The sequence below is a fragment of the Lysobacter sp. TAB13 genome (assembly GCF_052113885.1).
GTDB lineage: Bacteria > Pseudomonadota > Gammaproteobacteria > Xanthomonadales > Xanthomonadaceae > Lysobacter > Lysobacter gummosus.
Map to the genome: position 1 here is coordinate 104,019 of NZ_JBFRDR010000010.1, position 21,109 is coordinate 125,127.

General features: G+C 68.2%; 18 protein-coding genes. 16 read left to right on the top strand and 2 right to left on the bottom strand.

The features are described from left to right. Window positions 1–787 precede the first annotated feature (787 nt). From AB4Y92_RS13750 to AB4Y92_RS13825, 16 genes are all read left to right on the top strand, one after another. Window positions 788–2,227, top strand: a complete 1,440-nt coding sequence (locus AB4Y92_RS13750; RefSeq protein WP_441820171.1) for a Do family serine endopeptidase — start codon at window positions 788–790, stop codon at window positions 2,225–2,227. Between the two features lie 308 nt (window positions 2,228–2,535). Further along, a complete protein-coding gene (locus tag AB4Y92_RS13755; protein ID WP_215057153.1) occupies window positions 2,536–2,898 on the top strand; it encodes a hypothetical protein in 363 nt (120 codons plus the stop codon). Between the two features lie 2 nt (window positions 2,899–2,900). Beyond that, window positions 2,901–3,404, top strand: coding sequence for a phage holin family protein (locus AB4Y92_RS13760; protein WP_441820172.1), 504 nt, complete (start codon window positions 2,901–2,903; stop codon window positions 3,402–3,404). Between the two features lie 26 nt (window positions 3,405–3,430). Beyond that, on the top strand, window positions 3,431–3,796 hold the full coding sequence (locus tag AB4Y92_RS13765; RefSeq protein ID WP_441820173.1) for a hypothetical protein: 366 nt from the start codon (window positions 3,431–3,433) through the stop codon (window positions 3,794–3,796). 224 nt (window positions 3,797–4,020) lie between these two features. After that, the gene (locus AB4Y92_RS13770; protein ID WP_441820174.1) at window positions 4,021–4,167 is read left to right on the top strand and encodes a DUF6053 domain-containing protein; all 147 of its coding nucleotides are present in this window, start codon (window positions 4,021–4,023) and stop codon (window positions 4,165–4,167) included. A gap of 199 nt (window positions 4,168–4,366) precedes the next feature. Then, window positions 4,367–5,554, top strand: a complete 1,188-nt coding sequence (locus tag AB4Y92_RS13775; RefSeq protein ID WP_441820175.1) for an AI-2E family transporter — start codon at window positions 4,367–4,369, stop codon at window positions 5,552–5,554. Between the two features lie 185 nt (window positions 5,555–5,739). Then, window positions 5,740–6,456, top strand: coding sequence for an HAD-IA family hydrolase (locus tag AB4Y92_RS13780; protein WP_441820176.1), 717 nt, complete (start codon window positions 5,740–5,742; stop codon window positions 6,454–6,456). Next, window positions 6,453–7,832 (top strand): leucyl aminopeptidase family protein, encoded by a 1,380-nt coding sequence (locus AB4Y92_RS13785; RefSeq protein WP_441820177.1) that lies wholly within the window; start codon window positions 6,453–6,455, stop codon window positions 7,830–7,832. Before AB4Y92_RS13780 ends, AB4Y92_RS13785 begins: the two co-directional genes overlap by 4 nt. A gap of 80 nt (window positions 7,833–7,912) precedes the next feature. Then, the gene (locus AB4Y92_RS13790) at window positions 7,913–8,500 is read left to right on the top strand and encodes a nucleoside 2-deoxyribosyltransferase domain-containing protein (RefSeq protein ID WP_441820178.1); all 588 of its coding nucleotides are present in this window, start codon (window positions 7,913–7,915) and stop codon (window positions 8,498–8,500) included. 329 nt (window positions 8,501–8,829) lie between these two features. After that, window positions 8,830–10,926: a DUF7933 domain-containing protein gene (locus tag AB4Y92_RS13795; RefSeq protein ID WP_441820179.1), complete on the top strand. Its 2,097-nt coding sequence runs from the start codon at window positions 8,830–8,832 to the stop codon at window positions 10,924–10,926. Window positions 10,927–11,375: 449 nt separating this feature from the next. Next, window positions 11,376–13,421 carry a GEVED domain-containing protein gene (locus AB4Y92_RS13800; protein ID WP_441820180.1) on the top strand — a complete coding sequence of 682 codons (2,046 nt, stop codon included), beginning with the start codon at window positions 11,376–11,378 and terminating at the stop codon, window positions 13,419–13,421. Window positions 13,422–13,671: 250 nt separating this feature from the next. Next, on the top strand, window positions 13,672–14,931 hold the full coding sequence (locus tag AB4Y92_RS13805; RefSeq protein ID WP_441820181.1) for an efflux RND transporter periplasmic adaptor subunit: 1,260 nt from the start codon (window positions 13,672–13,674) through the stop codon (window positions 14,929–14,931). 176 nt (window positions 14,932–15,107) lie between these two features. Next, on the top strand, window positions 15,108–15,800 hold the full coding sequence (locus AB4Y92_RS13810) for an ABC transporter ATP-binding protein (protein WP_057944376.1): 693 nt from the start codon (window positions 15,108–15,110) through the stop codon (window positions 15,798–15,800). Between the two features lie 16 nt (window positions 15,801–15,816). Next, window positions 15,817–16,983 (top strand): ABC transporter permease, encoded by a 1,167-nt coding sequence (locus tag AB4Y92_RS13815; RefSeq protein ID WP_441820182.1) that lies wholly within the window; start codon window positions 15,817–15,819, stop codon window positions 16,981–16,983. 12 nt (window positions 16,984–16,995) lie between these two features. Further along, on the top strand, window positions 16,996–18,321 hold the full coding sequence (locus AB4Y92_RS13820) for an ABC transporter permease (protein ID WP_441820183.1): 1,326 nt from the start codon (window positions 16,996–16,998) through the stop codon (window positions 18,319–18,321). Window positions 18,322–18,459: 138 nt separating this feature from the next. Continuing rightward, entirely contained in the window at window positions 18,460–19,173 is a 714-nt protein-coding gene (locus AB4Y92_RS13825) for a hypothetical protein (protein ID WP_441820184.1), read from the top strand. Between the two features lie 9 nt (window positions 19,174–19,182). Here AB4Y92_RS13825 and rarD read toward each other — a convergent pair whose 3' ends face one another. Beyond that, window positions 19,183–20,094 carry an EamA family transporter RarD gene (gene rarD / locus AB4Y92_RS13830; RefSeq protein ID WP_441820185.1) on the bottom strand — a complete coding sequence of 304 codons (912 nt, stop codon included), beginning with the start codon at window positions 20,092–20,094 and terminating at the stop codon, window positions 19,183–19,185. Continuing rightward, the gene (yedA, locus tag AB4Y92_RS13835; protein WP_441820186.1) at window positions 20,091–21,056 is read right to left on the bottom strand and encodes a drug/metabolite exporter YedA; all 966 of its coding nucleotides are present in this window, start codon (window positions 21,054–21,056) and stop codon (window positions 20,091–20,093) included. The genes rarD and yedA overlap by 4 nt, the downstream gene beginning before the upstream one ends. Between the last annotated feature and the right edge of the window lie 53 nt (window positions 21,057–21,109).

Below are 21,109 nucleotides of genomic sequence, written 5' to 3' on the forward strand. Positions count from 1 at the left end.
TAATCGGGGTGTAGCCGGTGGTGTCGCGGTGCTGCGGTGAAGCGGTTGGATCGGGTCGAACGGTAATCGGGACGATCGTATGTGTCCCGCTTCGGATTTCCTTACCTACATGTTGTGTATCGATTCACATGTGTACGGACCGTCGCGGGTGTTGCAGCCTGCGCCGGACCAGGTCCGGCGCGGGGATTTCGGCCGTCGTCAGCCCCCCGCCGACGACAAAGCGCGCGAGCGCGTTGTTACGCGCCGCGAGCGGCTGATTTGGATGTTTTGAGGTTCGCGTCCGCTCTCGTCATGAGCCCGCTCACTTCTAAGGAGACGCTGAGACCATCCCAAGCTGAACCCCTACGCTTGGGCTCCCTCCACGGAACCAACCACTAGATGTTGTGGCCCCGCAGGGAACTCAAGCTACGCCCGGCTTTCCTGGAAGTCAACGGCTTGTTGATGACTATCACGCTTTTCGCGACATGGCCCCGTCACAAATTGCGTATCCCGCGGCGCGCCCGATTCAGTCCCGACGCGCCATAAGCCGTGCCTGGATGCACCTCCGATGGCCGTTGTCGCGGCGGCGCGCGATGGCGACGCTGCGCCGAAGCACTTCATCGGTTATTTATTGCCCGTCTTCGACACTGAACGCGGCGCGCACTGAACGAGTCGCGGCGGCCGCGGTCCAAGTCCGTCGCCCGCCGGCGGTGGATCGCACCGCCGCGGTTGGCTCCGCCCAGTCGCGCCCCACATCGTTAGTCAGACCGCTCCGCTCCCTTTCACGCTCACCCGGAACCGCAACGCGATGCGCCCCTTGCCGACCCTGATGACTCTTGCCCTGGCTGCTGCCTTCGGCGGCTTCGCCGCCACCGCGATCCGCGACGGATTGCAGGCCCCGGCCCAGGCCTCGCCGGCCGCCTCCGCCCTGCTGCCGGTCCCCACCACCGCCGCCTTGCCGGCCTCGGTGAGCGGACAAGCCCTGCCCTCGCTGGCGCCGATGCTGCAGAAGGTCACCCCGGCCGTGGTCAGCGTGCACACCAAGCAGACCGTGCGCATCCGCAATCCCTTCGCCAACGACCCGATCTTCCGCCGCATGTTTCCCAACATCCCGCAGGAACGCATCAACGAGTCGCTGGGCTCGGGCGTGATCATCGATGCCAAGAACGGCTACGTGCTGACCAATCACCATGTGATCGAAGGCGCGGACGAGGTCTCGGTGACCCTGGCCGACGGGCGCACGGTCAAGGCCGACTTCATCGGCTCGGACCCGGACACCGACGTGGCGCTGATGCGGATTCCGGCGCAGAACCTCAGCGCGATCGCCCTGGCCGACTCGGACGGGCTCAAGGTCGGCGATTTCGTGGTCGCGGTCGGCAACCCGTTCGGCATCGGCCAGACCGTGACCTCGGGCATCGTCTCGGCGGTGGGCCGCAGCGGCCTGCGCGGGCTGGGCTATCAGAACTTCATCCAGACCGATGCCTCGATCAACCCGGGCAACTCCGGCGGCGCGCTGGTCAATCTCAACGGCGAGCTGGTCGGCATCAACACCGCCAGTTTCAATCCGCAGGGCAGCATGGCCGGCAACATCGGCCTGGGCTTCGCCATTCCGGTCAATCTGGCGCGCAACATCAAGGACCAGCTGATCGCCAACAACGGCGTCGTGCGCCGCGGCACGCTGGGCCTGGAGACGCAGGACGTGACGCCGCAGCTCGCCGCCGGCCTCAAGCTCGGCGAAGCGCGCGGCGCGCTGGTCTCGCGCGTGTTCGCCGGCAGCGCGGCGGCGGCGGCGGGGCTCAAGCCGGGCGATGTGATCCTCGGCGCCAACGGCCAGCGCCTGGACGGGCGCGATGCGCTGCGCAATTTCGAAGGCCTGCAGTCGATCGGCAGCAAGATCGCGCTGGAGGTGCGCCGCGACGGCCAGCCGCTGCAGCTCAACGCCACCTTGCGTGAACAGCCCAAGTCCATCGCCGGCACCGAGCTGGATCCGCGCCTGAGCGGTGCGACCTTCGGCGAATTGCCCGAACGCCTGCGCCAGTCGGGTTTCTCCGGCGTGGTGGTGGAAAGCGTGGCCCGCGGCAGTCGCGCCGAGGCGAACAATTTGCGCAAGGACGACATCGTTCTTGCGGCCAGCAGCGGCGAATTCGACGATCTTCCGGGTTTCCGCGCGAGCTTCACGCGCAATCCGGCACAGTTGATCCTGCGCATCCAGCGCGGCAACGGCGGCGGCAACCTGCAGATGCAATAGCCGCATCGACACGCGCGGCCGTTAAGATCGGTTCACGCGGCGCGATGCCTGATCGATCGCGCTGCCTCGATCGATGTCGGATCCGTCAACGCGGTCGCGGCGATGAGGTTCGACGATCCGGAATCCATCGGCCCGCGCGCCGGCCGGTCCGGAAGTTCCACCGACAAGCAATCCGTTGCACCCGAGCGTCGCGCGCGGCGCTTCGCTTACCACCGTCGAAGGCCGGGCACCGCCCGGCCCCGCGACGGCCCGCTAGAACCCTGGACTCGTTCAGCGGTTCCATTCCATGCAGCACGGAGGAACACCCGATGACCCCTACCTCGACTGACGCCATCAAGAGCAACCTCGGCGAAGCCGGCACCCATCTCAAGCAGGCCGCCAGCGATGCCGGCGAAGCGATCCGCAACGCCGCCGGCGTGGCCGGCGAAGAATTGAAGATCGGCAAGGCCAACGTGAAGTCCGGCCTGGCCGACAGCGCGCTGGCCGGCATCGCCGCGGCCGAGAACGCAGGCGGCGCGGCGCGCGAGCAAGTCGATGCGCTGATGGACAAGGGCCGCGATCTGATCGAAAGCGCCGCCGAACTGGTGCGCGAGCGTCCGCTGGCCTCCTTCGGCGTGGCCTTCGCCGCCGGCTTCATCATCGCCAAGCTCGCCCGCAGCGGCGACAAGTAAGCGTGAGCGACACGCCGCCCACCGATCGCGAGGCGGACGACGCCGCGCACGCCGGCCGCGAGCCCCGCCAGGGGCCGCCGCCGTCGATCGACGATGCCTTCCGCGAGATCAGCGACGCCGGGCGCGAAGGCTTGTCCGCCGCGCTCGACACCGGCCGCGCGCTGCGCGGCCTGCTGATCGCGGACTTCGCCCTGGCGCGCAGCGCCCTGGGCCGGGCGCTGCTGTGGGTGAGCGTGGCGATCATCTTCGGCGCCTCGTCCTGGCTGTTGCTGATGGCGGCGTTGATCGCGCTGCTGCAGGGCGTCCTGGGCTGGTCGTGGCTGGCGTCGATGTCGGCCGCGGCCGGGCTGAGCCTGGTGGTGACCGCCATCGGCGTGTGGCAGGCGCTGCGTTATTTCGAATACACCCGTTTGTCGGCGACGCGGCGGCAACTGCGCCGGCTGGGCCTGGGTCACGACGACGACGACGATCGCGAGATCGAATCGCACAAGACGGAGGCGCGATGAGCCGGTTCGATCGTCTGCAACGGCGGGTGGACAAGCGCGAGCAGTTGCTGGAAGGGCGCTTTCAGCAAGCTGTCGAACGCAAGGATGTCTTGAAGAAAACCTGGCGGGAGGCTTGGACGCCGGGTCGGATCATCATCGCGGGCTTGGTCAGCGGTTTCGTGATGGGCCGCGCCGAGCCGGTCAAGATCGCGGTCAAAAGCAGCACCTTGATGCAGATGGTGACGATGCTGTCCGGGCTGTTCGCCGGCAGCGGCGCGCAGGAAGCGGCCGAGCACGCGGACAAGGCCGCCAGTCAGGCCGGCCATGCCGCGCGCGAAGCCGGGCACGCGGCCGATAGCGCGCAGGCGGCGACAGGTGCGCAGGCGTCGGCTGCACGGCGCGACGCGGCTTGATTCAGTAATGAAACCTTCCGGGAAAGAAGCTGCGGTGGAAGGCAGCTTTTTGTAAGAGCGAGTTTTTGTAAGAGCGAACTTTTGTGGAGGGAGCTTTTGTGGGAGGGAGCTTCAGCCCCGATGCTTTTGTCTCCGCTCGCACATGACTCTCACCACTGCTGATCGAACAGCATCGGGCCTGAAGGCCCTCCCACAACAGACCTCCAAGCCGCGAGCGAAAGCTTTTGTGGGAGGGAGCTTCAGCCCCGATGCTTTTGTTTCCGCTCGCGCATAACTCTCACCACTGCTGGTCGAACAGCATCGGGCCTGAAGGCCCTCCCACAACAGACCTCCAAGCCGCGAGCGAAAGCTTTTGTGGGAGGGAGCTTTAGCCCCGATGCTTTTGTCTCCGCTCGCAGCGCACTCTCACCCCCGGCTGACCGAACAGCATCGGGGCTAAAGCTCCCTCCCACAAAAGTGCTCTCCCACAAGCCCCCCGGATCGCGCAGGCCGCTTCCCCAACACGCATGCTGGCGCCCTCACGCACGACGGCGCACAGTGCGCGTCTGCCGAATGCACGATCCTGCCGCCTTGAATCCGTCCACACCGCCACCGCCCGACGTCGCTACACCCGCCTCGCCGCCCGAGCAGATCACGCCGCGGCCGGGCTCGCCGGAAACGGCCGCCGCCGATCCCGGCGACGACTCCGCGCAAACCGCCGCCCCCACCGCCCCGCCACGTCCGCCCAGCCCGGTCTCGCTGCTGGTCCTGGCCGCGCTCGCCGTCGGCTACACCCTGTGGGCCGCGCAGGAACTGATCCTGCCGATCCTGCTGGCGGCGTTCTTCGCCCTGGTCGGCAATCCGATCCTGCGCCTGCTCGGCAAGCTGCGCCTGCCGCGGGTGCTGGCGGCGCTGATCGTGCTGATCGGCGGGCTGGCCATCGCCGGCACGCTGACCCTGCAACTGGCCGAACCGGCCAGCGAATGGGTGCGGCAGGTGCCGCGCGAACTCAAGCAGGTCGGGCCGAAGCTGCGGCAGATGACCAAGCCGCTGCAGGACGCCAACCGCGCCGCGCAGAATTTCGCCCGCGCCGCCGGCGGCGAAAGCACCGCCAAGCCGGTGCAGGTGGTCAAGACCGAACTCAACGATCCCTATCGCTCGCTGACCGCGACGCCGCGCTATGTCGCCCAGGTGCTGGCGGTGGTGCTGCTGACCTTCTTCTTCATGGTGTTCGGCGAATCGCTGCAACGCAATGCGATCGCGCTGCTGCCCAATCAGCAGAAGAAGAAACTCACCATCGACATCCTGCATTCGATCGAGCGCGAGATCTCGCGCTATGTGCTGACCATCAGCCTGATCAACAGCGGCCTGGGTCTGGCGCTGGCCTGCGCGCTGTATGCGCTGGGCGTGCCGCTGCAGGAGTCGCTGCTGTGGGGCACGATGGCGGCGATCCTGAATTTCGCGCCGTTCGTGGGCCCGCTGATCGGCATGGCGGTGATGCTGCTGATGGGCTTCGTCGCCTTCGACGATCCGGGCGCGTCGCTGCTGCCGGCGGGTTTGTATCTGTTGCTGCACACCATCGAATCGCAGGCGGTGACGCCGATCGTGCTGGGCCGGCGCATGCGCCTGTCGCCGCTGGTGCTGATGCTGGCGCTGATGTTCTTCGGCTGGCTGTGGGGCATCGTCGGCCTGCTGCTGGCGGTGCCGTTGCTGGTGTGCGTGAAGCTGGTGCTGGCGCGCATCGAAGGCATGGAGGGGTGGTCGAAGTTGATGGAGTGAGGGCCGGGTATCTGGCCGCGGCTCTTCGCGGCGTGCCCGTGGCGATTGCGGCGGCCGGACCGGACAGCGTCGGGCCTGAAGACTCTCCCACGATCGGCTTCGCCAGCCGCGTCCCGGCGTGTGCCGCAGCCGGCCTGTCGCCTGCATCACCCATTCAGCGGCGCGGCGCGCGCTAAAATGCGCGGATGAGCTTTCCCGTCCGTGCCATCACCCTGGACCTCGACGACACTGTCTGGCCGATCGCGCCGGTCATGGTGCGCGCCGAAGGCGTACTCGACGACTGGCTGCGCCAGCACGCGCCCAATACCGCGCAGCGGTTTCCGGTGGAGGCCATGCGCGCGCTGCGCGATGAGATCGCCGCGCAGCGGCCCGATCTGGCCCACGACTTCACCACCCAGCGCCGCCTGACCCTGGAACGCATGCTGCGCGAGGCCGGCGACGACATCGCCCTGGCCAAGCCTGCCTTCGACGTATTTTTCGCCGCGCGCTGCGAGGTCGAGCATTACGCCGACAGCGAAGCGGCGCTGCAGCGACTGGCCGCGCGCCTGCCGCTGGCCGCGCTCACCAACGGCAACGCCGATCTGGTCAAGATCGGGCTGATGCCGCTGTTCCGCTTCCAGCTGGGCGCGCGCGAACACGGCCGCGCCAAGCCCGATGCGAGCATCTTCCACGCCGCCTGCTCGCGACTGGAGCTGGAACCGGCGCAGGTGCTGCACGTGGGCGACGACATCGAACTCGACATCGTCGGCGGCGCCCAGGCCGGCCTGCGCACGTGCTGGATCAATCGCGAAGAACGCCGCTGGCCGCACACGCACGTGCGGCCCGATCTGGAATTCACCACCCTTGCCGAACTGGCCGACTGGCTGGACACGGCGCATCGCACGGACACCGCAGCCGCATGACTCTGCCTTTGGGCTTCACCTCTTCCGACGCCGACGCTCTGCCGCTGGCCCTGGTCGGCCGCGTCGGCTTCAACGCCTGGCGCGACGCGCTCACGCCCACGGCCGCGGCCTGGGCCCAGGCGCAGGGTTTCGACGGCTCCGCCGGCACCGTGCTGGTCCTGCCCGGTGAACACGGCGAACTGGCCGGCGCCGCGCTCGGCATCGGCGACGCGCTCGATCCTTACTCCTACGGCCACGCGCCGTTCGCGCTGCCGGCGCGCAGCTGGCGGCTGCAGGGCGAGCACGACGCGGCGATCCGCGATGCGTTGCGCCTGGGCTGGGGCCTGGGCAGCTACCGCTTCAGCCGCTACAAGACGCCTTCGCGCGCGCCGGCGTTGTTGCACACCGACGCCGCGGCCGACGACGAAGTCTTCGCCCTGCTCGCGGCCAGCCTGCGCGTGCGCGATCTGGTCAACACCCCGACCGAGCACATGGGCCCGGACGAGCTGGAAGCGGTCTCGCGCGAGATCGCGCAGCGCTTCGGCGCCGACATCGAGGTGGTCACCGGCGATGCGCTGATCGCGCAGAACTTCCCCGCGATCCACGCGGTCGGCCGCGCCTCGCACCGCGCCCCGCGCTTGATCGCGCTGCGCTGGGGCGATGAATCGCATCCGCATATCGCCATCGTTGGCAAGGGCGTGTGCTTCGACACCGGCGGCCTGGACCTCAAGCCGGCCGACGGCATGCGCTGGATGAAGAAGGACATGGGCGGCGCGGCGCACGCGATCGCGCTGGCCGAACTGATCATGGCGCGCAAGCTGCCGCTGCGGATCACGATGCTGGTGCCGGCGGTCGAGAACGCGGTCGGCCCGGATGCGTTCCGGCCGGGCGAGGTGATCGCCACACGCCAGGGCATCAGCGTTGAGATCGACAACACCGACGCCGAAGGCCGCGTGATCCTGTGCGATGCGCTGACCTACGCCGGCGAGCAATCGCCCGAGCTGCTGCTGGATTTCGCCACCCTCACCGGCGCGGCGCGAATCGCGCTGGGCCCGGACCTGCCGGCGCTGTATTCCAATCAGGACCAGATCGCCAACCAGTGGCTCGACGCCGGCGCGCATCAGCGCGATCAGGTCTGGCGCATGCCGCTGTGGCGTCCGTATCTGCGCTATCTGACCAGCCACATCGCCGACATCGCCAACGGCGGGCCGTCGAAGATGGCCGGCTCGGTGACCGCGGCGCTGTACCTGGAGCGCTTCGTCCCGGCCGACCTGGCCTGGGCGCACCTCGACGTCTACAGCTGGAACGACACCGACCGCCCGGGCCGTCCGGCCGGCGGCGAGGCGCAGGGATTGCGCGCGGTGTACGCGATGCTGAAGGCGCGCGCGGCGGCTTGATCGCTTCGCCGCCCAGACCGCGGACGGCGCCCGTCGTCCGCGCCCGACCCGTCCGTCCATCCGCATCCGGGTTCGCTGCGATGAAAGCTGTGCTGGTGTCGATCACTTTGGCGATGACGACGATGACGATGCTCCCGACCGAGGCAAACGAAACTCCCGCCCCGGCCGGCGTTTCGGTCACCGTGCGCTCGCCGCAGCCGCTGCCGCGTGACGGCCGGCTGACGGTGTTCCTGGCCGGCAGCATCGACATGGGCGGCTCCAGCGACTGGCAGGCGCAGGTCGCGCGCGAACTCGCCGACGAAGGCGTGGTGCTGCTCAATCCGCGCCGCGAGGACTGGAATCCGGCGTGGAAGCCGGTGGCGCAGGAGCCGGAGTTCCGCCGCCAGGTCGAATGGGAACTGGCGGCGCTGCAGCGCGCGGACGTGATCGCGATGTATCTGCAGCCCGGCTCGCAGAGCCCGGTGAGCCTGCTCGAACTCGGCCTGCATGCCGGCTCCGGGAAGTTGTTGCTGGCCTGCCCGGACGGGTTCTGGCGCAAGGGCAATGTCGATATCACCGCCGACCGTTACGGTGTGCCGCGCTATGAGTCGCTGCCGACCCTGATCGAGGGGGTGCGCGCGCGTCTGGCGCAATTGCGCCGCGAGCGGCCGGGCAGCGCCGCGGACTGACCCGGCGGCGGCGACCGGAAGGCTCGCCTTCCCTTTTAATGACCTTGCGGCCGGCCCGGTTCGAATCCGCCCGCGTCTGAGCACCGGCCTGTCCCGGCCGTTCGCTGCCGCCGCCCGGGCCCGCTGCCGCCCCCAATTCAGGCTTTTTACGCTCCAGGCCTCCCCGGGCTTGGCATTCGCCCTCGCTTTCATACAAAATGTGATTAGTGGCACATTTTTAATGCCGCGCATCATCAAACGGCAACCCGGGCATCGGCCAGGGGGCCGGGGCAGCCAGGCAGCGTCAGCGCGCCCGAACCTTCGCAGTAAGGCTCGTAATAGGGGACTCCATGAATCGTTTGACCCGCTTCGGTCGCAGGACCGCTTGGACGCTGTGCGTGTGTCTGATGACTTTGGCCGGCGCGGCCCATGGCAACGGCGCGACCACCCAGCGCGTGGCCAACAGCACCGGCGGCGTGCTCGCCAACGGCTCCGACGGTCTGCTGGTGACCTGGGGCAGCAACAGCCAGTTCCAGGTGCGGCTGGCCAACGCCAATCAGGTGTATTCGGACACCGCGGTGCCGAACTCGGGCTCGATGTTCAACAGCGTCTATCTGCGCGTGGACCGCGGCAGCAACGGCACCACCCGCATCTACACCAACGCCGACAACGCCGCGGGCACGCCGTTCTCGACCTTCACCCAGGTCTCGCAAACCGCGCTCGCCGGCGCCGGCACGGCGGCCTCGCCGTATACGACGACCACAGTGCTGCGGCCCGGCGCTCCGGACAACGCAATCACCGTCACCATCGTCGACAGCTACATCACCCCGCAGGCCTGGTTCACCCGCCGGGTCACGGCGAGCGGCATGCCGGCCACCGGCGCGACGATCAAGCTGTATCAGAACGTCGACACCTATCTGCTGGGCGGCGACAACGGCCCGGGTTTCACCCGCACCACGCCGGGCAACACCAGCGGCCGGCCGGATCTGGTCGGCGTGATCAAGAACAATCAGTTCGAAGCGCTGTGGTGGGAGCCGTCTTCGGGCACGCCGAACTGGGACCGTTATTTCAGCGCGACCTACAGCCAGGCGCAGTCGTTGATCTGCAACGGCACCACCACCACGACCACGCCCTGCGTCACCGGCACCGGCAATCTCAACAACACCATCGACACCAACGTCAGCACCGACAACGGCATGGCCGCGCAGTGGAACGTGCCCGCCGGCGCGGCCAGCTTCACCGCCGAATATCGCATCACCTTCGCCTTGAGCGCGGTCGATCTGACCAAGAGCTTCGCCCCGACCACGATCAACACCGGCGGTATTTCCACGCTGACCTTCGATCTGGCCAACAAGAGCGTCAACGCCACCGCCAGCATCAACTTCCGCGACAATCTGCCGGCCAACGTGGTGGTCGCGCCGACGCCGAACATCCGCACCAGCTGTCCCTCGGGCGCCAGCATGGGCACCGGCCTGCCGGCGGGCATGACCGTCGCCGCGGCCGCCGGCGGCAACTCGATCACGGTGACCGGCGCCAGCGTCAACGGCGCCAGCGCGGTCGGCAGTCAGGTCGTCTGCCAGATCGCGGTAGATGTCACTTCGAACACCGTCGGCGTTTACCACAACACCAATTCCAGCATCACCAACACCAACAACCTGGTGAATCTGGTCGCCGATGAAGTGCTGACCGTGGTGCAGGCGCAACTGACCGCGAGCAAGACCGTCAACGGCACCCTCGCCGCCGGCCAGACCGGCGCGGCCGCCGACGGTTATTTCTCCATCGGCCTGCAGAACAACGGCAGCGGCCCGACCGTGGGCGCGATCACCGTGGTCGATACCTTGCCGGCCGGCTTCACCCTGACGGCGGCATCGAGCGCGCAGGGCGCGGTCAACTGCGGCACCTTGCCGGCGACCGGCACGGTGACCTGCACCTTCACCCCGACCACGCCGATCGCGATCGGCGGCAGCGCCAGCGTGCGCTTGAACGTGGCGATCGCCGCGGCTACCAGCGGCTCGCCGACCAACCACGTCGCGGTCGCCGGCGGCGGCGATCCCGATCCGCTGCCGACCTGCCCCGCCGCGGGCAATCCGCAGTGCGCGCAGGTGACGGTGCCGGTCGCGGTCAACATCGCCCTGAGCCTGACCAAGAACGAGGTCGGCGGCGCTACCACCTACACACCGGGCAGCACCACCACTTACACCCTGAGCGCCTGTAATCCGACGGGTCCTGCCGTGGCCAGCGGCGCCACGGTCAACGATCCGCTGCCCAACGGCGTGCGCCTCACCGGCCCGTGGTCGTGCACGCCCACCGGCGCCGCCACCTGCCCCGCCAGCGGCGGCGCGGCCGGCGACGCCAGCGTGCAGATCACCGGCGTGGTCCTGCCGGTCGGCACCTGCATCAATGTGCAGGTGCCGGTGCAGTTCAGCGCCAACCCGGCCGACTACTGAGCCCATGACGCGTCCGGCGCCTTCGCGGCGCCGGGCGCGGGTTGCACCCCTGCCTTGCGCGATCCGGCTCCGGCCGGGTCCTGCCCGACCGATCGCCCCGGCCTCAGCCGCCGCGGCGGCCACCGTCCCGCCCCCGATTGCGCGCCCAGGCACCGTGCCGGCACAGATCTTCGGCACCCCGCTCCGACCCGTGTATTCCCCCGGGTTTCGCGCAAAACCCCCGCCGACCCGGCCCGACAGGGCCGCAATCGCCCGGGGCCGCCTGCAAAATCGGTGCCATTACGGCCGTGGGTCACGCACCGTGGCCGCACCAAGCCACAGATTACGTGTTAAGTCTTAAGGCTTGAATCCGTACCGGATATGCCAGTCGTAGAGTGCACCTGTACTGCATCGCATCAGGGGTCCCTCGCCGGAGGCGAGGCTTGCAATGCGTCATTCGGGGAACAGCGATGGCACTCGCTACACAGTTGTCCCGGCTCGCTCACGGCGCCGCCGGTCTGGCCCTGCTAGTCGCTTCGGCGACCTGGAGCCCCTCGGCAAACGCGGCCCAGCCGCACAACGCCACCGCCACCGGCGGCACCGGCTTCAACAGCAACTCGACCAAGCCGTTTCCCTCGACGCTGACCACGACCTACACGGTCACCGGCGCTAATCTGCAGATCGTCGCCAACAACGCGCCGCTGACCACCTTGGGCGGCGCGACCTCGGCGATGTTCACGCCGACCCTGCCGACCACGACCACCAGCATCCAGTTGCAGACCGTCGGCGCGTCCTGCCAGTTCGCCAACGGCGCGGCGACCACCGCGGCCTGCCCGAATATCGGCACCCTGACCGTCAGCTTCAATCGGCCGGTCACCAACCCGATCCTGCATTTCGTCGGCCTGGGCAGCGTGCAGACCGTGGTCGGCGATACGGTCACCATCACCGCCAGCCGCCCCGTCCACACCATCGCCAGCTCGGTCCCGGCCGGCGCGACCATGACTTTGCTCGGCGGCGCGGTCAATCTGCAGACGCTGAGCGCCGGCACTTCGCTGGACCTGGTCAACACCACCTACAACGGCACCAGTTGCTCGACCATCACCGCGCCCGCGACCCAGCTCGCCGGCTGCGGCAGCGTGCGCATCAACGGCACGGTCACCTCGGTCACCTTCAACGTCGGCATGTCGGGCCGGCGCACCAACTTCAACCCCACCATCGGCACCGGGCTCGGCGACGACGGCTACCTGATCACCACCACCGTCGATGAAGATTTCGGCGACGCGCCGGCGAGCTACGACTTGGTCGAAGCGGCCAGCCACATCCTCGACGGCATCCGCCTGGGCGCCAGCGTCGATGCCGACAACACCAACGTGCTCAACACCACGCCCGCGGTCACGCCCAGCCCGAACGCGGTCGCGGCCGGCGGCGACAACAACGCCGGCGGCGACGGCGCCGACGAAGACGGCCTGACCACGCCGCTGACGACCTTGCACACCGGATTGATCGGGCAGGCCTATACGCTTTCGCCGAGCCTGAGCGGCAGCACCGCCGCCGGCACGGTCTGCGGCTGGATCGACTTCAACCGCAACAACGTGTTCGAAACCGCCGAGGGCGTGTGCAACGCGGTGGCCAGCGGCGCCACCACCACCACGCTGAGTTGGACCGTGCCGATCGCGACTACAGCCGGACGCAGCTACGTGCGCCTGCGCGCGACCCAGGGCACCCAGCTCACCACCGCCACCCCGACCGGCCGCGTGGACAGCGGCGAGGTCGAGGACTACATGATCGAGATCAAGCCGGCGGTGCGGGTGATCAAGCTGCTCAATCCGACCGGCGCCACCGGCCGCTTCGACCTGGGCATCGGCGGCACCGCCTTCGCCCTGGCCGCGGGCCATAACGGCACCACCAACTTCCGCACGCTGTACCACAACAGCGCCTCGGGAGCGCCCGACCTCACCGTCGCGCAGAACATCACCAACACCGCGATCACCACCACGGTCAGCGAAGTGCCGACGCCGGCGACCACCGCGCTGTATGTCAGCACCTATGCCTGCGTGAACGGCTCCGGCGCCACGGTCGCCACCGGCACCGGCACCAGCGTCAATATCACCCTGCCGATCTCGGTGCCCGGCGCAGCCGCCAACGGCCGCGCGCAGGCGGTCACCTGCACCTTCACCAACCGCGTGGCGTCCTCGGCGCTGTCGATCATCAAGACCGAGAGCCCGGTGCGGACGACCTACACCCCGGGCGGCTCCACCACCTACACGATCCAGGCCTGCAACGCGGCCGGCGCCGACCCGGCCAACGGCGCGGCCATCGCCGACACCTTGCCGCCGGGCGCGACCCTGTCGGCGCAGTGGGGCTGCACCGGCACCGGCGGCGCCACCTGCTCGGCCGCCAACGGCGGCACCATCGGCAACAATCTGATCTCGCTGACCGCGGCCACGCTGCCGGCCGGTGGTTGCCTCAACATCAGCGTGCCGACGGTCTTCAGTTCGAATCCGGCCGATTACTGATCGCCGGTCGCGGCCTGCTCGCGCCCTCTTCCGTCGACGGGAGAGGGCCCGCGGCCCAGCCGGGCGGCCGAACCGCAAGCGCCGCATAACCGGTTGCTGATACGGTTCGCGGGCGCAGGCACATGCCCGGCATGACAGTTGTCAGGCAAAACCGGCGACGGCCCAGCTGACAAAAACTGACTTTCCGCAGGTTGGCGCAGTCACCTGGCGCAGTCACACTAGGCGACATCTGGCGTCCTGGTTGGAACACATGAGTGCATCTGCCGATCTGCTGAAGGAACTTCGCATCGACCGCAACCGGCCGGCCCAGTCCTCCGGTCCCGGCCGCGGCGCGATCGTCGGCATCATCGTGCTGGTGCTGATCGTGCTGGCCGTCGCCGGCTGGTTCGTGTTCGGCCGCAACGCCGCGCCGCAGGTCAAGACCGCCAGCGTCACCGCGATCGGCGGCGGCAACGGCGCCGGCAGCTCGGTGCTCGACGCCACCGGCTACATCGTCGCCCGCCGCATCGCCACGGTCTCGGCCAAGATCACCGGCAAGGTGCGCGAGGTGATGATCGAAGAAGGCCAGCGCGTGGAAGCAGGCCAGGTCATGGCCACGCTCGATCCGATCGACGCCGACGCCCAGCGCTCGCTCAGCGCCGCCCAGCTCGCCGCCGCGCAAAGCGACACCGCGCGCGTGCAGGCCCAGCTCAAGGAAGCCGAAGCCAACGCCACCCGCCTGGCGGCGCTGGTCAAGCAGCAACTGGTGTCCAAATCGCAGTACGACCAGGCCGTGGCCTCACGCGATTCGCTGCGCGCGCAGTTGGACACCGCGCAACGCAACGTCAAGGTGTCGAGCGACAGCCTGCACATCTCCGACCTGGGCGTGGACAACACCATCGTGCGCGCGCCGTTTTCCGGCGTGGTCACCGCCAAGGCCGCGCAGCCGGGCGAAATCGTTTCGCCCCTGTCGGCCGGCGGCGGCTTCACCCGTACCGGCATCGGCACCATCGTCGATATGGATTCGCTGGAAATCGAAGTCGATGTCGGCGAAGCCTTCATCGGCCGCGTGCAGCCCAAGATGCCGGTCGAAGCCGTCCTCAACGCCTACCCGGACTGGAAGATTCCGGCCGAGGTGATCGCCATCATCCCCACCGCCGACCGCGGCAAGGCCACGGTGAAGGTGCGCATCTCGATCAAGAGCCGCGATCCGCGCATCGTCCCGGAGATGGGCGTGCGGGTCAGCTTCCTGGAAGCGGCCAAGCCGGCCAGCGCCGTGCAGACCAAGCCCAGCGCGATGGCGCCCAACGCCGCGCTGGCCCAGCGCGACGGCAAGGACGTGGTGTTCGTGGTCGCGCAGGACAAAGTCGCGCAGACCGCGGTGACCCTGGGCCGCAAGCTCGGCGACGACCGCGAAGTCACCGCCGGCCTGAGCGGCGGCGAGAGCGTCGTGCTCGACCCGCCCGAATCGCTGAAAGACGGATCGCGCGTGCGTGTCGAAAACGCCGATGCTGGTTCGTCGGACAAGTAAGCCCTGATGCCCGCACCGCTTTAGGCGCCAACCGGCGCGGCCGCCAAACCCGCGACCGGCCGCGACAACGAGTTCGAACCGTCGCGCCCCCGCGCGGCCGCTCTACCGATCTGCGACCGGCGCGCAGCGCGCCTCTCGCCCATTCACCGCAATCAACACGCTCGAGGACGTCGAAGATGGAAACCCTGGTTTCGATCCATAACCTCACCAAGACTTATCAGCGCGGCCCGGAAAAGGTCGAAGTGCTGCACGGCATCAACCTGGACATCGCCAAGGGCGACTTCGTCGCGCTGATGGGGCCGTCGGGTTCGGGCAAGACCACCTTGCTCAATCTGATCGGCGGCCTGGACAACCCCAGCGGCGGCGAAATCTCGATCGAAGGCGAACGCATCGACCGCATGAGCGCGGGCCAGTTGTCGCAGTGGCGCAGCCGCCACGTCGGCTTCGTGTTCCAGTTCTACAACCTGATGCCGGCCCTGAGCGCGCAGAAGAACGTCGAGCTGCCGCTGCTGCTGTCGCCGCTGGGTGGCGCGCAGCGCAAGCGCAACGCCGAGATCGCCCTGACCCTGGTCGGCCTGGCCGATCGCGGCAAGCACCGTCCCAACGAACTGTCCGGCGGCCAGCAGCAGCGCGTGGCGATCGCGCGCGCGATCGTGTCCGACCCGACCCTGCTGATCTGCGACGAACCCACCGGCGACCTGGACCGGCACGCGGCGGAGGAAATCCTCAACCTGCTGCAGCTGCTCAATCGCGAACACGGCAAGACCATCGTCATGGTGACCCATGACCCGAAGGCCGCCGAGTACGCCACCCACACACTGCACCTCGACAAGGGCACCCTGGTCGAGCAGCAGTCGCACGCGGCCTGAGCCGGGAGCGGCCACCATGAAATATTTCCATCTGATCTGGGCCGAGCTGATGCGTCGCAAGACGCGCACGCTGCTGACCCTGCTGTCGATCATCGCCGCGTTCTTGTTGTTCGGCCTGCTCGACGGCGTGCGCGAGAGTTTCCAGCAAGCCGGCAACAGCGCCAACGGCGCCAAGCGGCTGCAGACCGGCTCGCGCCTGTCCTTCATCCAACCGCTGCCGATGTCGCTCAACGACCGCATCGCGCAGGTGCCGGGCGTCAAGCAGGTCACCTATGCGAACTGGTTCGGCGGCGCCTACCAGGATCCGCACAACCAGATCTTCAGCTTCGCGGTGGCCACTAACTATCTCGACCTGTATCCCGAGATCGCGGTTCCGGCGAACCAGCGCAAAGCGTTCGAAGCCACTCGCACCGGCGCACTCGTCGGCGAAGGCCTGATGAAGCGTTTTAACTGGAAGGTCGGACAAAAACTGCCGCTGCAATCGACGATCTTCCCCAGCAGCGACGGCACCAAGAACTGGAGCTTCGACATTGTCGGCACTTTATCGGCCACCGACAAAAAGTCCGGTGCGTGGTACGACCAGATGATCCTGATGCACTGGAAGTACTTCGACGATTCCACGCCGTACAACCGCGGCCAGGTCGGCTGGTACGTCACCGAGGTCAAGGACGTGAACCAGGGCGACCGCGTGGCCAAGGCCATCGACGCGATCTCGGCCAACTCCGACCACGAATCCAAGACCCAGACCGAAGCGGCGTCGGCGGCCAGCTGGATGAAGCAGATGGCCGACATCGGCCTGATCGTGGGTTCGATCATGGGCGCGGTGTTCTTCACCCTGGTGCTGCTGACCGGCAACACCATGGCCCAGGCGGTGCGCGAACGCACTTCCGAGCTGGCGGTGCTCAAGACCATCGGCTTCCCCGATCGCAGCGTGCTGTTGCTGGTGCTGGCCGAGTCGGTGCTGCTGATGTTGATCGGCGGCGTCATCGGCGTCGCCTTCGCCGGCGCGCTCGGCCCCATCGTCAACGCCGGCAGCAACGGCGCAATCAATGTTCCGCCGATCGGCCTGAACAGCTGGTCGCTGGCCTTGGCGCTGATGATCGGCATCGGCTTGGTGGTCGGCGCGTTGCCGGCGATCCGGGCGATGCGCTTGAACATCGTCGATGCACTGGCCGGACGTTAACGGAGACCGCACATGAAAAAGTTCTTATCGTTTCTGCGCGGCCTGGTCACTTTCCTGGGCCTGATCGCCGGTCTGGCGCTGTGGGCGGCCGCGCCTTGGCCGGTCCTGCTCGGCCTCGCCGCGCTGATCGCGCTGTGGATGCTGCTGACCCGCAGCGGCAAACAGGCCGCGTCGGTGGCCGGCGTCGGCATCAGCACCTTGAGCCAGCGCCTGGGTTCGTCCTCGGTGGTGGTGATCGGCATCGCCGGTGTGGTCGCGGTGCTGGTGGCGATGCTGTCGATGGCCGAGGGCTATCAGCAGACGCTGCGCCGCACCGGCAGCGAAGACAGCGTCATCGTCTTGCGCGGCGCGTCCGCGGCCGAGGTGATGTCCACGCTCGATCTGGCCAGCATCAACGTGATCGAGCAGGCGCCCGGCATCGCCCGCAGCGCCGACGGCCGTCCGCTGGCGTCGCCGGAAACCGTGGTCGCGGCGAACCTGCCGATCCAGGGCGGCGGGCCGGACGAAGACGGCAGCGTGCAGTTGCGCGGCGTCGGCGATCGCGCCTGGCAGGTGCGTCCGCAGGTCAAGATCGTGGAGGGGCGCAAGTTCGAGACCGGCAAACGCGAAGTGGTGGTCGGCAGCGGCGCGCGGCGCCAGTTCCGCGGCATGGAAGTCGGCAAGCAGATCCGCCTGGGCAACGAGCAGTGGACCGTGGTCGGCATCTTCAAGTCCGGCGACGCCATGGACTCGGAGTTGTGGGCCGATGCGGAGATGGTCGCTTCGACCTACCGCCGCGGCGCCTCGCGCAACGCGGTCATCGCCAAGCTGACCGACGCCAAGCAGTTCAAGGCGTTCAAGGCCACGCTGGCCGGCGATCCGCGCTTGCAGGTCGATACCACGACGACGGCGGAATACTTCGCCAAGCAGTCCGAGGGCATGACCAAGGTGATCCGCATCATCGGCATCGTGGTCGGCTCGATCATGGGCATCGGCGCGGTGTTCGGCGCGCTCAACACCATGTTCGCCACCGTCGCCACGCGAGCGCGCGAGATCGCTACTTTGCGCGCGATCGGCTTCCGCGGTTTTCCGGTGGTGGTCGCGGTGATGCTGGAAACCATGCTGCTGGCCTTGCTCGGCGGCTTGATCGGCGGATTGCTGGCCTATCTGATATTCAACGGCAAGGGCGCATCGACCATCGCCGGCGGCGTCGGCCAGCTGAGCTTCGACTTCCGCGTCACCGGCGAGCTGCTGTGGAGCGGCTTGAAGTGGGCGCTGGCGATCGGCTTCATCGGCGGCCTGTTCCCGGCGCTGCGCGCGGCGACCTTGCCGGTGACTTCGGCGTTGCGCGACTCCTAGGTTCCAGGCTTCACGCGCGGTTGCGATACGAAAAGCCCCCTTGCGATGAAAGGGGGCTTTTTTTTCGCGCCGGTCCGAACCTCGCGCAGGTCCGCGCTATGCTCGCTCGCAACCGACCAAACCGTCATGAAGGCAAGGATGCGCAAGCAACCCAAGCAAGGATCGCTCGCCTTGGCGATCGCCGTCTCGGCCGCTGCGGGCGCCGGGTGGTTCATGCATTACCAGGCCCCCGCCAACGGCTCGCCCTTCACCGACGCGCTGGCGTGCCTGTGCTTTCTCCTGCTGATGATTTATGTCGGCGGGTCGATCCTGTTTCCCGGGGCCCGGCGTGGGCACGCCAAAGATTCCGCGAGCCGGCGCTTGGCCCTGCACCGCCGCCGCATCGGCGGCTTCACCGCGACGCACGAGCGATGCCTAAGGATCGATCAGGAAGGCATTTTCGAAACCCGCCTAGGGCTGATCGCTTGGCCGCAGGTCCTCGGGCTGTCGGCAGAAACCTCCGCAATCGACGATGCGCCGGCACCCGCGTTGCGGATCTACTTGCGCGACCCTTGGCGCTACCTAGACGATGACAGCCCGACGCTGCTGGCCTGGGGATACCGTCTGCACCTGGCCCGCGACGCCCGCCACGGCCGGATCGATATCCCGACGCAGGCCTATCGGGTGGATGCGGAAACAGCCTGTGAGGTAGCTCGCAGTCTGCGCGGGGACTGCGCCGAGCCCTGGATCGAAGACTGGGACGCTTTGATGAGCGCGGCCGTCATCGAGCAGCGCTTGCGCGAGTTCCTCGCCGCGGCGCCGCACGCCCACGCCGCGCTGACTGCGAGCCCGCATCGCGAAGCATCCGGCTAACGCGACGCATCAGGCCGTCCCAGCCACCGCCGCCATCCGCCGCGAGCGCAGCACGCCCTCGCTGGCGAACAGCATCAAACCCAGCCAGATGATCACGAAGCCGATCGCGCGTTCGCGGTCGAACGGCTCGCGCAGGATCAGCACGCCGATCAGGAATTGCAGGGTCGGGGCGACGTATTGCAGCAACCCGATCGCGGTCAGCGACACGCGCCGCACCGCGTAGGCGAAGCCGATCAGCGGCAGCGCGGTCAGCGCGCCGGCGATGATCAGCAGCACGTCGATGCCCAGGCCCCAGCCGCCGAGGAAACCGCCCTGGCCGTGGCTTTCGCCCCACAGCAGCAGCCCCAGCGCCGGCACGAACAGATAGACGTTCTCCACGCCCAGCCCGGTCACCGCTTCGACCGCGACCAGCTTGCGCACCAGTCCGTACACCGCGAACGACACCGCCAGCCCCAGCGCGATCAAGGGCGGGCGCCCGTACTCCATGGTCAGCCACAGCACGCCGGCGAAGGCCAGCGCGATCGAAATCCATTGCACCGGGCGCAGGCGCTCGCCGAGGAACAGCACGCCGAGCATCACGCTGACCAGGGGGCCGATGAAGTAGCCCAGGCTGGTCTCGATCACGTGCCCGGCGTTGACCGCCCAGATGTACAAGCCCCAGTTGAACGCGATCAGCACGCCGCTCAGCGCCAGCATCGCTGCCTTGCGCGGTTCGCGCAGGATGTCGCGCAGCCAGTGGCGGCCGAACTTCCAGCACAGCCAGCCGGTGACCAGCAGCGTGCTCCAGACGATGCGATGAGCGACGATCTGCAAGGACGGCACCGAATGCAGCAGGTGCCAGTACAGCGGCATCAGTCCCCACAGGACGAACGAGGCGACCGCGATCCAGAGCCCGCGGCGGTCGGTGGCGGCGGCGGTCATGCCTGTTTCTCCAGTTCACCGGCTTGCGGCGGCGGCGCAACCGCCGCGACCGCCGGAGCGGCCTTGGCGGCGCGCGCCTTGGCCAGGGTGATGATGACCACGCCGACCAGGATCACCGCCATCGCGCCCAGGTCGTGCGAGGTGAAACGCTCGCTCGCCAGCAGCGCGCCGAACAACACCGCGATGGGCGGATTGACGTAGGCGTAGCTGGTCGCCAGCGCCGGGCGCACGTGATGCAGCAGCCAGATGTAGGCGGTGAAGCCGAAGATCGAGCCGGCCACGACCAGATACAGCAGCGCTGCGGTGGCGCTGAAGGTCGGCATCGCGGTGATGCGTTCGCCGGTCACCACCGCCGCGCCGAGCATCCACACGCTGCCGGTCAGCATCTGCGCGCTGGCGGCCATGAACGGCGACGGCAGGTCCTGGTCGCGGCTCCAGATCGAGCCCCAGGCCCAGGCGATCGGCGCGACGATCAGGCACACCAGCCCGAGCGTGGACGCCGACAGCTTGCCCCCGGCGTTGAGCCAGATGACGCCGAGAAAGCCGATTGCCAGGCCGACCCATTCGATCTTCGACGGATGCCGTCCGCGCAGCATCGCGAACACACCGGCGAACAGCGGCATCGACGCCACCGCGATCGCGGCCAGGCCGGAATCGACCTGGGTCTCGGCCAGGTTCACCAGACCGTTGGACAACAGCACCATCCAGATCGACAGCACCCACAGCGTGCGCCACTGCTTGCGCGTCGGCGCCGGCGTGCCGCGCCAGCGCAGCACCGCATACATCAGCACGCCGGCCAGGAACATCCGCGCCGCGCCCAGCAGGAACGGCGGATAGCTTTGCAGGGCGAAACGGATGCCGAGGTAGGTCGATCCCCACAGCACGTACACCGATCCCAGGGCGAAAGCGACCGCGAGGGCGCTGGGAGCGTGGCGTTCGACGGTCGATGGTGCGGCGCTCATGACGCGGATACTCGGGGGAAGTGAATGGGATAGCTTGAAGCCAATGCGCGGCC

Coding starts and splice junctions, on each gene's coding strand:
- AB4Y92_RS13750 (WP_441820171.1), top strand. CDS start 788: ATGCGCCCCTTGCCGACCCTGATGACTCTTGCCCTGGCTGCTGCCTTC.
- AB4Y92_RS13755 (WP_215057153.1), top strand. CDS start 2,536: ATGACCCCTACCTCGACTGACGCCATCAAGAGCAACCTCGGCGAAGCC.
- AB4Y92_RS13780 (WP_441820176.1), top strand. CDS start 5,740: ATGAGCTTTCCCGTCCGTGCCATCACCCTGGACCTCGACGACACTGTC.
- AB4Y92_RS13785 (WP_441820177.1), top strand. CDS start 6,453: ATGACTCTGCCTTTGGGCTTCACCTCTTCCGACGCCGACGCTCTGCCG.
- AB4Y92_RS13790 (WP_441820178.1), top strand. CDS start 7,913: ATGAAAGCTGTGCTGGTGTCGATCACTTTGGCGATGACGACGATGACG.
- AB4Y92_RS13795 (WP_441820179.1), top strand. CDS start 8,830: ATGAATCGTTTGACCCGCTTCGGTCGCAGGACCGCTTGGACGCTGTGC.
- AB4Y92_RS13800 (WP_441820180.1), top strand. CDS start 11,376: ATGGCACTCGCTACACAGTTGTCCCGGCTCGCTCACGGCGCCGCCGGT.
- AB4Y92_RS13805 (WP_441820181.1), top strand. CDS start 13,672: ATGAGTGCATCTGCCGATCTGCTGAAGGAACTTCGCATCGACCGCAAC.
- AB4Y92_RS13810 (WP_057944376.1), top strand. CDS start 15,108: ATGGAAACCCTGGTTTCGATCCATAACCTCACCAAGACTTATCAGCGC.
- AB4Y92_RS13815 (WP_441820182.1), top strand. CDS start 15,817: ATGAAATATTTCCATCTGATCTGGGCCGAGCTGATGCGTCGCAAGACG.
- AB4Y92_RS13820 (WP_441820183.1), top strand. CDS start 16,996: ATGAAAAAGTTCTTATCGTTTCTGCGCGGCCTGGTCACTTTCCTGGGC.
- AB4Y92_RS13825 (WP_441820184.1), top strand. CDS start 18,460: ATGCGCAAGCAACCCAAGCAAGGATCGCTCGCCTTGGCGATCGCCGTC.
- rarD (WP_441820185.1), bottom strand. CDS start 20,094: ATGACCGCCGCCGCCACCGACCGCCGCGGGCTCTGGATCGCGGTCGCC.
- yedA (WP_441820186.1), bottom strand. CDS start 21,056: ATGAGCGCCGCACCATCGACCGTCGAACGCCACGCTCCCAGCGCCCTC.